At 63.8% G+C, this 14,152-nt stretch carries 13 protein-coding genes; all 13 read left to right on the forward strand.

All coding sequences use genetic code 11. The features are described 5' to 3' along the window. The first annotated feature begins 3 nt into the window (after window positions 1–3). The 13 genes from nuoF to ACZLZQ_RS15265 all read left to right on the forward strand — a co-directional run bounded on the left by nuoF (window position 4) and on the right by ACZLZQ_RS15265 (window position 14,067). Complete coding sequence (gene nuoF, locus ACZLZQ_RS15205; protein WP_472950098.1) at window positions 4–1,317, forward strand: NADH-quinone oxidoreductase subunit NuoF; 1,314 nt, start codon at window positions 4–6, stop codon at window positions 1,315–1,317. Window positions 1,318–1,319: 2 nt separating this feature from the next. After that, window positions 1,320–1,634: a pentapeptide repeat-containing protein gene (locus ACZLZQ_RS15210; protein WP_472950099.1), complete on the forward strand. Its 315-nt coding sequence runs from the start codon at window positions 1,320–1,322 to the stop codon at window positions 1,632–1,634. 1 nt (window position 1,635) lies between these two features. After that, the gene (gene nuoG, locus ACZLZQ_RS15215) at window positions 1,636–3,711 is read left to right on the forward strand and encodes an NADH-quinone oxidoreductase subunit NuoG (RefSeq protein ID WP_472950100.1); all 2,076 of its coding nucleotides are present in this window, start codon (window positions 1,636–1,638) and stop codon (window positions 3,709–3,711) included. Window positions 3,712–3,722: 11 nt separating this feature from the next. Beyond that, entirely contained in the window at window positions 3,723–4,772 is a 1,050-nt protein-coding gene (gene nuoH, locus ACZLZQ_RS15220; RefSeq protein ID WP_472950101.1) for an NADH-quinone oxidoreductase subunit NuoH, read from the forward strand. Further along, window positions 4,772–4,987: a hypothetical protein gene (locus ACZLZQ_RS15225; RefSeq protein WP_472950102.1), complete on the forward strand. Its 216-nt coding sequence runs from the start codon at window positions 4,772–4,774 to the stop codon at window positions 4,985–4,987. The genes nuoH and ACZLZQ_RS15225 overlap by 1 nt, the downstream gene beginning before the upstream one ends. 3 nt (window positions 4,988–4,990) lie before the next feature. After that, a complete protein-coding gene (nuoI, locus tag ACZLZQ_RS15230; RefSeq protein ID WP_472933530.1) occupies window positions 4,991–5,482 on the forward strand; it encodes an NADH-quinone oxidoreductase subunit NuoI in 492 nt (163 codons plus the stop codon). A gap of 118 nt (window positions 5,483–5,600) precedes the next feature. Beyond that, window positions 5,601–6,215, forward strand: coding sequence for an NADH-quinone oxidoreductase subunit J (locus ACZLZQ_RS15235; protein ID WP_472950399.1), 615 nt, complete (start codon window positions 5,601–5,603; stop codon window positions 6,213–6,215). Window positions 6,216–6,240: 25 nt separating this feature from the next. Then, window positions 6,241–6,549: an NADH-quinone oxidoreductase subunit NuoK gene (gene nuoK, locus ACZLZQ_RS15240; protein ID WP_472933529.1), complete on the forward strand. Its 309-nt coding sequence runs from the start codon at window positions 6,241–6,243 to the stop codon at window positions 6,547–6,549. Window positions 6,550–6,555: 6 nt separating this feature from the next. Next, window positions 6,556–8,577: an NADH-quinone oxidoreductase subunit L gene (nuoL, locus tag ACZLZQ_RS15245; protein ID WP_472950103.1), complete on the forward strand. Its 2,022-nt coding sequence runs from the start codon at window positions 6,556–6,558 to the stop codon at window positions 8,575–8,577. After that, window positions 8,577–10,088, forward strand: coding sequence for an NADH-quinone oxidoreductase subunit M (locus ACZLZQ_RS15250; protein WP_472950104.1), 1,512 nt, complete (start codon window positions 8,577–8,579; stop codon window positions 10,086–10,088). The genes nuoL and ACZLZQ_RS15250 overlap by 1 nt, the downstream gene beginning before the upstream one ends. A 12-nt stretch (window positions 10,089–10,100) precedes the next feature. After that, a complete protein-coding gene (gene nuoN, locus ACZLZQ_RS15255; protein WP_472933526.1) occupies window positions 10,101–11,543 on the forward strand; it encodes an NADH-quinone oxidoreductase subunit NuoN in 1,443 nt (480 codons plus the stop codon). Continuing rightward, the gene (locus ACZLZQ_RS15260; protein ID WP_472950400.1) at window positions 11,540–12,292 is read left to right on the forward strand and encodes a biotin--[acetyl-CoA-carboxylase] ligase; all 753 of its coding nucleotides are present in this window, start codon (window positions 11,540–11,542) and stop codon (window positions 12,290–12,292) included. The genes nuoN and ACZLZQ_RS15260 overlap by 4 nt, the downstream gene beginning before the upstream one ends. Window positions 12,293–12,408: 116 nt before the next feature. Then, a complete protein-coding gene (locus ACZLZQ_RS15265) occupies window positions 12,409–14,067 on the forward strand; it encodes a ribonuclease J (RefSeq protein ID WP_472950105.1) in 1,659 nt (552 codons plus the stop codon). The last annotated feature ends 85 nt before the right edge of the window (window positions 14,068–14,152 follow it).

Genomic DNA, 14,152 nt, shown 5'->3' on the forward strand with positions numbered 1-14,152 from the left:
GAGATGCTTCAGGACAAGGATCGCATCTTCACCAACATCTACGGCCTGAAGGACAAGAGCCTGCAGGGCGCGATGTCGCGCGGCCATTTCACCGATACCGCCGATTTGATCGGCAAGGGCCGCGACTGGATCATCAACGAGATGAAGGCCTCCGGCCTTCGCGGCCGTGGCGGCGCAGGCTTCCCGACCGGGCTCAAATGGTCGTTCATGCCGAAGGAGTCGGACGGTCGTCCGCACTACCTCGTGGTCAATGCGGACGAGTCCGAGCCGGGCACCTGCAAAGACCGCGACATCATGCGCAACGATCCGTTCACGCTGCTGGAGGGCTGCGTGATCGCCGGTTTCGCGATGGGCGCCCATGTCTGCTACATCTACGTCCGCGGCGAGTACGTCCGGGAGCGCGAGGCGCTGCAGCTGGCGATCGACGAGCTGTACCAGGCCGGCAAGCTCGGCAAGGATAACGGCTCCGGCTGGGACTACGACATTTACGTCCACCACGGCGCCGGCGCCTACATCTGCGGCGAGGAGACGGCGCTGCTTGAAAGCCTCGAGGGCAAAAAGGGCCAGCCGCGGCTGAAGCCGCCTTTCCCGGCCAACATGGGTCTCTACGGCTGCCCGACGACGGTCAACAACGTCGAGTCGATCGCCGTGGCTCCGACCATTCTGCGCCGCGGCGGCGCCTGGTTCGGTGCGCTCGGCCGCGCCAACAACACCGGCACCAAGCTCTTCTGCATCTCCGGTCACGTCAACAAGCCGTGCACCGTCGAGGAAGAGATGGGCATTACTTTTCGCGAGCTGATCGACACGCATTGCGGCGGCATTCGCGGCGGCTGGGACAATCTGCTTGCCGTCATTCCTGGCGGTTCCTCGGTGCCGCTCGTGCCGGCGGCCGACATCATCGACTGCAAGATGGACTTCGACGGTCTGAAGGACATCAAGACCTCGCTTGGCACCGCGGCGGTGATCGTCATGGACAAGTCGACCGACATCGTTCGCGCGATTGCCCGTCTCAGCTATTTCTACAAGCACGAGAGCTGCGGCCAGTGCACGCCGTGCCGCGAGGGCACTGGCTGGATGTGGCGGTTGATGGAGCGCATGGTCGTCGGCAATGCCGAGAAGCGCGAGATCGACATGCTGCTCGACATCACCAAGCAGGTCGAGGGTCACACCATCTGCGCGCTCGGCGATGCGGCGGCTTGGCCGATCCAGGGCCTGATGCGTCATTTCCGTGCCGAGGTGGAGCGCCGCATCGACGAGTTCTCGGCCAACAAGGCGCCGGGCGTGAATCGTCCGCTGATCCTCGAAGCGGCGGAGTAGAGATGACGGAGATCATCGGCCGCGCCGACGTTCTGACGGTCCAGAAGGCGGACATCTCGCATTCGGCGTTTTCCGACGCGGACCTGTCGGAAGCCCGCTTCGAGAACGTTGATTTGTCGGGCGCCGAGATCACCAATGCGGATCTGGCGGGCGCCTTGTTCACCGACGTCGACATGACCGAGGCCCGGTTCAAGAACGCCAACTTCACGGACGCCGCCTTCGACAACGTCAATACGGATGGCATGACGATCAACGGTATCGCCGTCGCCGAACTGTTCGCTGCGTACACCGCGGCGAAAGACCCACGAGGCAACTGACATGGCCAAACTCAGAGTCGACGGCACCGAGATCGACGTTCCCGATCACTACACGCTTTTGCAGGCGGCCGAAGAGGCCGGTGTAGAAATCCCGCGCTTCTGCTTCCACGAGCGGCTGTCGATCGCCGGCAATTGCCGCATGTGCCTGATCGAGGTGAAAGGCGGACCGCCGAAGCCGGCGGCCTCCTGCGCCATGAACGTGCGCGACCTCAGACCCGGTCCGAACGGCGAGAGCCCGGAAATCTTCACCAACACCCCGATGGTGAAGAAGGCCCGCGAGGGCGTGATGGAATTCTTGCTGATCAACCATCCGCTGGATTGCCCGATCTGCGATCAGGCCGGCGAGTGCGACCTGCAGGATCAGGCCATGGCCTTCGGCGCCGACAACTCGCGCTACCGCGAGAACAAGCGCGCCGTTGAGGACAAGTATATCGGTCCGCTGGTCAAGACGATCATGACCCGCTGCATCCACTGCACGCGCTGCGTCCGCTTCACGACCGAGGTCGCCGGCATTTCCGAGCTGGGCCTGATCGGCCGCGGCGAGGACGCCGAAATCACGACCTATCTCGAGAACGCGATGACGTCGGAGTTGCAGGGCAACGTCATCGACCTCTGCCCGGTCGGCGCGCTGACCTCGCGCCCCTACGCCTTCCAGGCGCGCCCGTGGGAGCTGACGAAGACCGAGAGCATCGACGTGATGGATGCCGTCGGCTCGGCGATCCGCGTCGACACGCGCGGACGCGAAGTCATGCGCATCCTGCCGCGCATCAACGAGTCCATCAACGAAGAGTGGATCTCCGACAAGACCCGCTTCGTCTGGGACGGCCTGCGCACCCAGCGTCTCGACAAGCCCTATGTCCGCAAGGACGGCCGCCTTGTCGCGGCCTCCTGGTCGGACGCGTTCGCCGCGATCAAGGCCAAGGTTTCCGCCGCCACCGGCACCAAGGTCGGTGCGATCGCCGGTGATCTCGCCTCGGTCGAAGACATGTGGGCGATGAAGCGGCTGATGGGCGAACTCGGCTCGTCCAGCATCGACTGCCGCCAGGATGGCGCGGCGCTCGATCCGGCCGACGGCCGGGCGTCCTACATCTTCAACACGACGATCGCCGGCATCGAGGATGCCGACGCGCTGCTGATCATTGGCGCGAATCCGCGCTACGAGGCATCCGTGCTCAACGCTCGGATTCGCAAGCGCTGGCGGATGGGCGGCTTCCCGATCGGCATGATCGGCGAAAAGATCGACCTCCGCTACGACGCCGTCTATCTCGGCGCAGGTCCGGACACGCTGTCGAACATCGAGGGCGCCAACCGCGGCTTCTACGAGGCGCTGATGGCGGCCAAGAAGCCGATGATCATTGTCGGCCAAGGCGCGCTCACCGGCAGCAACGGCGCAGCCGTGCTGGCGGCGGTGGCGGCGCTCGCCCGCGAGATCGGTGCTGTCGGAGAGGGCTGGAACGGCTTCAACGTCCTGCACAACGCGGCGTCGCGCGTCGGCGGCCTCGACATCGGCTTCGTGCCAGGCGAGGGCGGCCAGACCGCGGCCGAGATGGCGCGCGGCGGTGTCGACGTACTCTTCAACCTCGGCGCCGACGAGATCGACATCGCGGCTGGTCCCTTCGTCGTCTACATCGGCACGCATGGCGACAAGGGTGCCCACCGCGCCGATGTCATCCTGCCGGCTGCGGCCTACACCGAGAAGTCGGGGACTTGGGTCAATGTCGAGGGCAGGGCGCAGACCGGCAGCCGGGCGGCTTTCCCCCCAGGTGACGCGCGTGAAGATTGGGCGATTCTGCGGGCGCTGTCGGCGGTCATCGGCAAGACCTTGCCGTTCGACTCGCTCTCGGCACTCCGCGCCGATCTCTACGGGAGCCACGCGCACCTCCGCTCGAACGCGGTGGTCGCTGCCGATGCATCGGTCATCACGACGCTCGCTGATCGTGCCGAGACCCTGTCCGGTCCGTCCTTCGTGTCGGGCACCGGAGATTTCTATCTGACCAACCCGATCGCCCGCGCCTCCAAGGTGATGGCGGAGTGCTCGCAGCTCGCGCATGCCGAACATTTGCAAGCCGCGGAATAGGGAGAGGGACCATGACTGACTTCTTCTCCGTCTACGCCTGGCCCGCGATTGTCATCATCGCCCAGTGCCTGCTCTTCCTCGTCGTCCTGCTGGTGCTCATCGCCTACATCCTGCTTGCCGATCGCAAGATCTGGGCGGCGGTGCAGATGCGCCGCGGACCGAACGTCGTTGGCCCCTGGGGACTGTTCCAGTCCTTCGCCGATCTCCTGAAGTTCGTCCTGAAGGAGCCGGTGATCCCGGCCTCTGCCGATAAGGCAGTGTTCCTTTTGGCACCGCTCGTGGCAGTGACGCTTGCACTCGCGACCTTCGCCGTGGTGCCAGTCGCCGACGGCTGGGTGATCGCCGACATCAATATCGGCATCCTCTACATCTTCGCCATCTCCTCGCTCGAGGTGTACGGCGTGATCATGGGCGGCTGGGCCTCGAACTCCAAGTACGCCTTCCTCGGCGCGCTTCGCTCGGCCGCGCAGATGGTGTCCTACGAGGTCTCGATCGGCTTCGTCATCGTCACGGTGCTGCTCTGCGTCGGCTCGCTGAACCTTACCGACATCGTCCTCGCCCAGCGCGACGGCGTCGGCACGATGATCGGCCTGCCGAACACGTTCCTCGACTGGCACTGGCTGTCGCTGTTCCCGATGTTCATCATCTTCTTCATCTCGGCGCTCGCCGAGACGAATCGGCCGCCCTTCGATCTGCCGGAAGCGGAGTCCGAGCTCGTCGCGGGCTTCATGGTGGAGTACGGCTCGACCCCGTACATGATGTTCATGCTCGGCGAGTACGCCGCCATCACCTTGATGTGCTGCCTGACGACGATCCTCTTCCTCGGAGGCTGGCTCCCGCCTTTCGCCTTCGCGCCTTTTACCTGGGTTCCCGGCATTATCTGGTTCCTCACCAAGGTCGCGCTGGTGTTCTTCATGTTCGCCATGGTCAAGGCCTTCGTGCCGCGCTACCGCTACGACCAGCTGATGCGGCTGGGCTGGAAGGTCTTCCTGCCGATCTCGCTCGGGATGGTCGTCCTCGTCGCCTTCGTGCTGAAGCTGACGGGCTGGGGTCCGGCGTGATGACCGCCGCCATCATCGGCGCGATCGTCGGCCTTCTCGTCGGTATCGCAGACTTCGTGGTCCTCGGGGCAGCCGGCCGCGCCAATGCGCGCGCTGCCGCCTCGGGACCGCTGAAGCTGATCCGCATCATGTCGCTTTTCGTCTTCCCGATTGTCGGCTGGTTCGTCGGCCCGATCGTGGCGGAGAGCCTGTCCGCTTCAAGCCTTGGGGGCTGATCCATGACCGCCGTCACCCAGACCATCAAGTCGCTGTTTCTCGTCGAGTTCGCCAAGGCGTTCGTGATGTCGATGCGCTACTTCTTCGCGCCGAAGGCGACCATCAACTATCCCTTCGAGAAGAACCCGCAGAGCCCTCGCTTTCGTGGAGAGCATGCTCTGCGCCGCTATCCCAACGGCGAAGAGCGTTGCATTGCCTGCAAGCTCTGCGAGGCGATCTGCCCCGCGCAGGCGATCACCATCGAGGCCGGCCCGCGCCGCAACGACGGCACCCGCCGCACGGTGCGTTATGACATCGACATGGTGAAGTGCATCTACTGCGGCTTCTGCCAGGAAGCTTGCCCGGTCGACGCCATCGTCGAGGGCCCGAACTTCGAGTTCTCGACCGAGACGCGCGAAGAGCTCTACTACGACAAGGACAAGCTCCTCGCGAACGGCGATCGCTGGGAGCGGGAACTCGCACGCAATATTGCACTCGACGCGCCGTACCGCTAATCCGGGGCGGTGACGGGGAGGGCGCTTCGATCTCTCCCCGAATCCCCGACATCGACAGACACGCAAGACGGCCAGTGGCAAAAGCCTTTGGCGAACGACGACAAGGAGCCCGACGATGCTGGGCCTGCAGGCACTTTTCTTCTACGTCTTTGCCGCCGTGACCATCGGCGCCGCCATCATGGTGGTGCTGTCGCGCAATCCGGTGCACTCGGTCCTGTTTCTGATTCTGACCTTCGTCGCTGCAGCGGGGCTGTTCCTGCTGACCGGTGCAGAGTTTCTCGCGCTGATCCTGATCGTCGTCTATGTCGGCGCGGTGGCGGTGCTCTTCCTGTTCGTCGTCATGATGCTCGATGTCGACTTCGTCGCGCTGAAGCGCGGTGCCCTCGACTACGCGCCGATCGGCGCGATCATTGGCATCGTGTTGCTCGCGGAACTCGTCATCTCGGTGACCGGCAATGTCTACTCGCCGAACCTTGCCACCGCGACCGCCTACCCGACGCCGGCGCTTGCGACGACCTCGAACATTGAGGCGCTCGGCTTCATCCTCTACACACGCTACGTCTACTTCTTCCAGATCGCCGGCTTGATCCTGTTCGTCGCGATGATCGGGGCGATCGTCCTGACGCTGCGCCACAAGGTGGGCATCCGCCGCCAGTCGATCCCGGAGCAGGTGGCACGCACACCGGAAACCGCGATCGAGATCCGCAAGGTCAAGAGCGGGCAGGGCATCTGATGTCGTCGGGGCAAGGATAAAGAACATGGAAGTCAGTCTCGGCCACTACCTCACCGTCGGCGCCATCCTCTTCGTGACGGGCGTCTTTGGCATCTTCCTCAACCGGAAGAACGTCATCACCATCCTGATGTCCATCGAGCTCATCCTGCTCTCGGTGAACCTCAACCTCGTGGCGTTCTCGGCTTTCCTGAACGATCTCGTCGGTCAGGTCTTCGCGCTGTTCATTCTCACGGTCGCGGCTGCGGAAGCGGCCATCGGCCTTGCAATTCTCGTCGTCTTCTTCCGGAACCGCGGCTCGATCGCGGTCGAAGACGTCAACACGATGAAAGGCTGATCGTCGATGTATCAAGCGATCGTCCTCCTGCCGCTGGTCGGCTTCCTGATCGTCGGCCTGTTCGGCAATCAGATGGGTGCCAAGGCGTCCGAGTACACGACCTCCGGCCTTCTCATCGTTTCGGCCATCCTGTCGTGGATCGCCTTCATCTCCTTCGGCTTCGGCGAGGGCGAGACGCTGCGCGTGCCGCTGCTGCAGTTCATCCAGTCCGGCACGCTTGACGTGTCCTGGTCGCTGCGGATCGACCGGCTGACACTGGTCATGCTGGTGGTTGTGAACACGGTCTCCTCGCTCGTGCACGTCTATTCCATCGGCTACATGCACCACGACCCGCACCGGCCGCGTTTTTTCGCTTACCTGTCGCTCTTCACCTTCGCCATGCTGATGCTGGTGACGTCGAACAACCTCGTCCAGATGTTCTTCGGCTGGGAGGGCGTCGGTCTCGCCTCCTATCTGCTGATCGGTTTCTGGTACAAGAAGCCGTCCGCCTCGGCGGCGGCGATGAAGGCTTTCATCGTCAACCGCGTCGGTGATTTCGGCTTCGCGCTCGGCATCTTCGCGATCTTCGTGATGTTCGGCTCGGTCAACCTCGACACCATCTTCGCCGGCGCGGCCGATATGGCCGCACAGCTGGGTGCTGGCGCGGCGCATGGTGCGGAGGCTGCCGCCGCCACCGCCGAGCCTGCCGCCAACGCGATGTCGCATGCGATCTTTACCTTCGCCGGATACTCGCTGACCACCGGTGGTGCGATGACCGTCATCTGCCTCCTGCTGTTCATGGGCGCCATGGGCAAGTCGGCGCAGCTCGGCCTGCACACCTGGCTGCCGGACGCGATGGAAGGCCCGACCCCGGTCTCCGCGCTGATCCATGCGGCAACGATGGTCACCGCGGGCGTCTTCATGCTGGCGCGCATGTCGCCTTTGTTCGAGCTGTCGCATTCGGCGCTGACCTTCGTCACCTTCATCGGCGCGACGACGGCGTTCTTTGCGGCGACGATCGGCCTCGTGCAGAACGACATCAAGCGCGTCATCGCTTACTCCACCTGCTCGCAGCTCGGCTACATGTTCGTCGCGCTCGGCGTCGGTGCCTATGGCGCGGCGGTTTTCCACCTCTTCACGCACGCCTTCTTCAAGGCACTGCTGTTCCTCGGCGCCGGCTCGGTGATCCACGCGGTGGATGGCGAGCAGGACATGCGCCACATGGGCGGCCTTCGGAAATACATTCCGAAGACCTATTGGATGATGGTGATCGGCACGCTCGCGCTGACCGGCTTCCCGTTCACTGCCGGCTACTTCTCCAAGGACGCGATCATCGAGAGCGCCTTTGCCGGCCACAACGCCTTCGCGGGCTACGCCTTCGGCATGACGGTGATCGCCGCGCTGATGACGAGCTTCTACTCCTGGCGCCTGATTTTCCTGACCTTCCACGGCAAGCCGCGCGCCTCGCACGAGGTCATGCACCACGTGCACGAGTCGCCGATGGTCATGCTGGTGCCGTTGTTCATCCTGGCCGCCGGCGCGCTTCTGGCCGGCATCGTGTTCGAGCCGTACTTCCTCGGCGAGGGCTACAACGAGTTCTGGCGCACTGCGCTGTTCTCGGGACCGGAGAACCATATCCTGCACGACCGCCACGAGGTGCCGGGCTGGGTCATCGCGTCGCCGTTCGTCGCGATGGTCATCGGATTCGCTTTGGCCTGGCAGTTCTACATCCGCTCGCCGGGCACGCCGAAGGAGATCGCCGAGACGCACCGCGGCCTCTACGCCTTCCTCCTCAACAAGTGGTACTTCGACGAGCTCTACGACTTCCTGTTCGTCCGGACCGCCAAGCGCGTTGGCCGCTTCCTCTGGAAGACCGGTGACGTGAAGATCATCGACGGCTTCGGTCCCGATGCCATCTCCGCCCGCGTGCTCGACGTCACTGGTCGCGCGGTCAAGCTGCAGAGCGGCTACCTCTATCACTACGCCTTCGCCATGATGATCGGCGTCGCGGTCCTCGTCACCTGGATGATGGTCGGAGGAGCAAGCTGATGACCGGTTGGCCGATCCTTTCTGCTGTTACCTTCCTGCCGCTGGTCGGCGTCCTTCTGATCATGCTGGTCAAGGACGACAACGAACTCGCGCGCCGCAACGTGCGCAATATTGCGCTGATCACCAGCGTCTTCGTCTTCCTGCTGTCGCTCCTCATCTGGATCGACTTCGACAACAGCGTGACCGGCTTCCAAATGGTCGAGCAGGCGCAGTGGCTGGGCGAGGGCGGCATCAGCTATCACATGGGCATTGACGGCATCTCGATGCTGTTCGTGATCCTCACGACCTTCTTGATGCCGATCTGCATCCTTGCGAGCTGGGAGACCATCCAGACCCGTGTGAAGGAGTACATGATCGCGTTCCTCCTCCTGGAGACGCTGGTCGTCGGCGTATTCTGCGCGCTCGACATCGTCCTCTTCTACGTCTTCTTCGAAGGCTCGCTGATCCCGATGTTCCTGATCATCGGCGTCTGGGGCGGCAAGCGGCGCGTCTACGCCAGCTACAAGTTCTTCCTCTACACCTTCCTCGGTTCGGTGCTGATGCTCGTCGCCATCATGGCGATGTCCTTCACCGCTGGTACGACGCAGATCCCGGATCTCCTGGCCTACAACTTCCCGGCCTCCATGCAGACCTGGCTGTGGCTCGCCTTCTTCGCATCCTTCGCGGTGAAGATGCCGATGTGGCCGGTCCACACCTGGCTCCCGGACGCGCACGTCGAGGCGCCGACGGCAGGCTCGGTGATCCTCGCCGGCATTCTGCTGAAGCTCGGCGGCTACGGCTTCCTGCGCTTCTCGCTGCCAATGTTCCCGCTGGCATCCGCCGACTTCGCGCCGCTGGTGTTCACGCTGTCGGTGGTGGCGATCATCTACACCTCGCTGGTCGCCCTGATGCAGGACGACATCAAGAAGGTCATCGCCTATTCCTCGGTGGCGCACATGGGCTTCGTGACCATGGGCATCTTCTCCGGCAATGATCAGGGCGTGCAGGGGGCGATCTTCCAGATGCTCTCGCACGGTCTCGTCTCCGGCGCGCTCTTCCTCTGCGTCGGCGTCGTCTACGACCGCATGCACACCCGCGAGATCTCCGCCTATGGCGGCCTCGTCAGCCGCATGCCGAAATACGCGACGGTGTTCCTGATCTTCACCATGGCAAATGTGGGCTTGCCGGGCACCTCCGGCTTCGTCGGCGAGTTCCTGACCATGCTGGGCGCCTACCGCGCCAACACCTGGGTGGCGATCTTCGCGACGACGGGCGTCATCTGGTCGGCCTGCTACGCGCTGTGGCTTTATCGCCGGGTGATCTTCGGCGAACTGGTCAAGGACAACCTCAAGGACATCCTTGATCTCTCGCGCCGCGAGAAGATCCTGCTCTATCCGCTGGTGGTGCTGACGATCTTCTACGGCGTCTACCCGATGCCGGTGTTCCATGCGACCGCAGCCTCGGTCGACGCGCTGGTGTCGAACTACACCGCTGCGATCGAGGCGGCCCATTCCCTCGCGCTGGCGCAGTAGCCGGAGACGATGATGACACCCGATTTCCTCTCCGCCAGCCTGCCGATGATCGGCCCCGAGATGATCCTCGCGGTGGGTGCGATGGCTCTCCTGATGCTCGGCGTCTTCATTGGCGAGAAGAGTGCCCGGCTGATCACCAAGCTGGCCGTGGTGCTTCTCCTCGTGTCTGCGCTCTGGCTGATGTTCGTGGCGCCCAATGGCGTCGCCTTCGGCGGATCCTTCGTGCTCGATCCGTTCGCGCGGTTCATGAAGGTTCTGGTGCTCATCGGCTCGGCTGCCGCCGTGGTGATGTCGGTGGGCTTTGCCGGCAGCGACCGTCTGGACCGCTTCGAGTTCCCCGTTCTCATCGTGCTGGCCACCGTCGGCATGATGCTGATGGTCTCAGCCGGTGATCTCATCGCGCTCTACATGGGCCTCGAGCTGCAGTCGCTCGCTCTCTACGTCATCGCCGCCTTCAACCGCGACAATGTCCGCTCCACCGAGGCGGGACTGAAGTACTTCATCCTCGGCGCGCTTTCCTCGGGCATGCTGCTCTACGGCGCGTCGATGGTCTACGGCTTCACCGGCCAGATCGGCTTCCAGCAGATCGCCGCCGCCCTGTCCGCCGAGGGCCGGTCTTTCGGTCTCGTTGTCGGCCTTGTCTTCGTGATCTCGGGCCTTGCCTTCAAAATCTCGGCCGTGCCGTTCCACATGTGGACGCCGGACGTCTACGAGGGTGCGCCGACGCCGGTGACGGCGTTCTTTGCCGCGGCGCCGAAGGTCGCGGCGATGGCGCTGCTGACGCGCTTCACCGTGCAGGGTTTCGGTCCCTATACCGGTGACTGGCGACAGGTCATCGTCTTCATCTCGATCGCCTCGATGGTGTTCGGCGCCTTCGCCGCGATCGGTCAGCGCAACATCAAGCGGCTGATGGCCTATTCGTCGATCGGCCACATGGGCTATGCGCTGGTCGGCCTTGCCGCCGGCGATGCGCTCGGCGTGCGCGGCGTCGTCATCTACATGGCGACTTATATGGCAATGACCCTCGGCACGTTCGCCGTCATTCTCGCAATGCGCCGGAAGAACGGCATGGTCGAGGAGATCCAGGAACTGGCTGGCCTGTCGCGGACCAATCCGATGATGGCGCTGGGTCTCACGGCGCTCATGCTGTCGCTGGCAGGCCTTCCGCCGCTCGTCGGTTTCGTTGGCAAGTACTACGTCTTCATGGCGGCTGTCGGCGCTGGGCTGGTTCCGCTCGCGGTCATCGGCGTCGTCGCGTCGACGGTGAGCCTTTTCTACTACCTGCGCATCGTGAAGGTGATGTGGTTCGACGAGCCGGCTGAAGGCTTCGTGCCGATGACGATCGAGTTGCGCGCCGTCCTCCTGATCTCGGCACTCTTCGTCTTCCCGCTCTACATCGTCATCGGACCCTCGCTTCTCTCGGCGGCGACGGCGGCTGCGGGGACGTTCTTCTGACCCTGGCCCACCGGCCGCTTCGCCGGCGCCTCGCGCTCGACGAAGTCGGGTCGACCAACGTCATCGCCCTCGAGGCGGCGCGGTCCGGGGATCCAGGTCTCTTGTGGATCACGGCCGAACGCCAGTCGGCCGGAAAGGGCAGGCGGGCGCGCCCTTGGGTTTCCGAGCGGGGTAATCTATATACCAGCCTACTGCTGATCGATCCGGCTCAGATGGAGCATGTTTCGAACCTTCCGCTGGTCGCGGCGCTGGGTGTCCGGAACGGACTGGCATCGCTGGATAGCGGGGATCGCCGGAACATCCGGATCAAATGGCCGAATGATATCCTGATCGAAGGAAAGAAAACTGCCGGCATTCTGGTCGAAAGCGAACGCCTTTCCGATGGGCGCCTGGCGACGGTGATTGGCTGCGGTGTGAACGTCGCGAATGTTCCGGAAGGAACACCTTATCCGGTCACCGGACTGCGGCGCGAGGGGATGAGCGCCGAGGTGGCCGATGTGTTTGCCGCTGTGGCAACGGGCGTTGAGGACGCGATCGCCCTCTGGCGACGCGGATCGAATTTTGCGGCCGTCCGGCAAGCATGGATCTCCCATGCAGCCGGTATCGGCAGACCCTGCACCGTCAACCTGCCGGACCAGTCGGTTGCCGGGATCTTCGCCGATCTCGATCCGAGCGGTCGGCTGGTGTTGGACGAGGCTGACGGCAACCGCCGTCTGGTATCGGCAGGCGATGTGTTTTTGCTGGGCTGAACGCGTGCGGGCACTGCGCACCTTCGGACCAAACGACGATTGGCGCATGGCGCCCTTAAGATGAACGACCCCACTGAAACGGCGGAATCGCCTTACGAAGATGAAGTGACAAGATATTGACAGAACTGGTATTTGTGCCGCTCGGCGGCATTGGCGAAATCGGTATGAATTTCGCCTGCTACGGCTACGGTCCCGAGCATAACCGCGAATGGATCATCGTCGATTGCGGCGTCTCCTTCGCCGGACCGGATCTTCCGGGCGTCGACCTGGTGTTCCCCGACATCCGCTTCATTCAGGAGCAGCGCGGTGCCCTGAAAGGCATCGTCATCACGCACGCGCACGAAGACCATTACGGCGCGCTGATGGACCTTTGGCCGATGCTGAAGGTGCCGGTCTATGCGACGCCGTTCACCGCGGCGCTGCTGTCGGCCAAGCGCGAAGGCGAGGCGGGTGCTGCCAAGATCCCCGTCACAATCTTCAATGCCGGCGATCGCTTCAAGGTAGGCCCGTTCGACATCGAGGCAGTGAACGTCACGCACTCGATCCCGGAGCCGGTGGCGCTCGCCATCCGCACGCCGCTCGGCACCGTCGTCCACACCGGCGACTGGAAGATCGACGCGACCCCGTCGCTCGGCAAGCCGACCGACGAGAAGCGGCTGCGCGAGATCGGCGAAGAGGGCGTTCTCGCCCTCATCTGCGACTCCACCAACGCCATGCGCGAAGGTGTCTCGCCGAGCGAGAAGGACGTGGTGAAATCGCTGCGCGAGGTGATTCAGGAAGCCAGCGGCCGTGTCGCCGTGACAACCTTCTCGTCAAACGTAGGCCGAATCCGGTCGATCTCGACCGCGGCTGAAGAGGCGGGCCGACAGGTCCTGCTGCTCGGCCGTTCGATGAAGCGGGTCGCCGATGTCGCGGGGGAGCTTGGCTACCTCGAGGGTCTGCCGGAGTTCCTGGGCGAGCAGGATTTTGGCTATATCCCGCGGGAAAAGGCAGTGATCATTCTGACGGGCAGCCAGGGCGAAGCCCGCGCGGCTTTGGCCCGCCTGTCGCGCGACGAGCATCCGTCGGTCGCCTTGTCTAAGGGGGATACGGTCGTGTTCTCGTCGCGGGCCATCCCCGGCAACGAGCGGGGCATCCTTGAGATCAAGAACGCACTGATCGACCGCGGCATCCTCATCGTCGAGGACAGCGACAAGCTGGTGCATGTTTCCGGCCACCCACGCCGCAACGAACTGCGCCAGATGTATGAATGGGTGAAGCCGAAGATCGCCGTTCCGGCGCATGGTGAAGCCGCCCATCTTTCAGCGCATGCCGAGCTCGCGCGCAGCCTTGGCGTTCCCGAGGTCGTGTCGATCCGCAACGGCAAGATGGTTCGGCTCGCGCCGGGCCGGGCCGAGGTGATCGACGAGGTGCCGGTCGGTCGCATCTACAAGGACGGCAACCTGATCGGTTCGATCGAGGAGATGGGCATCGGCGAGCGCCGCCGCGTCGCCCAGGTTGGCCACGTCACGGTGCTGATCGAGCTGACCAGCAAGCTGGAACTGCGCAACGATCCCGACGTCGTCTGCCTTGGCCTGCCGAAGTTCGACGTCGCCGGCGAGGAACTAGAGGAATTGCTGATCGATGCGGTCGCCGAGGCGATCGGCAGCATTCCGCGCGGTCGTCGCAAGGACCTGGAGTTGGTGCGCGAATCGGCGCGCCGGGCAACGCGTTCGGCGGCCTATTCGCACTGGGGCAAGAAGCCGATCGTCACGGTTTTCGTGACGCAGTCGTAAAAGCCGCTAATCTTTGAAATGATGGATGCCCGGGCGCAGTGTCCGGGCATCTTGCTGTCGGCGGGGTGGTTCGATTGCCCTTGCG

Source organism: Mesocryomonas lacus, assembly GCF_055730105.2.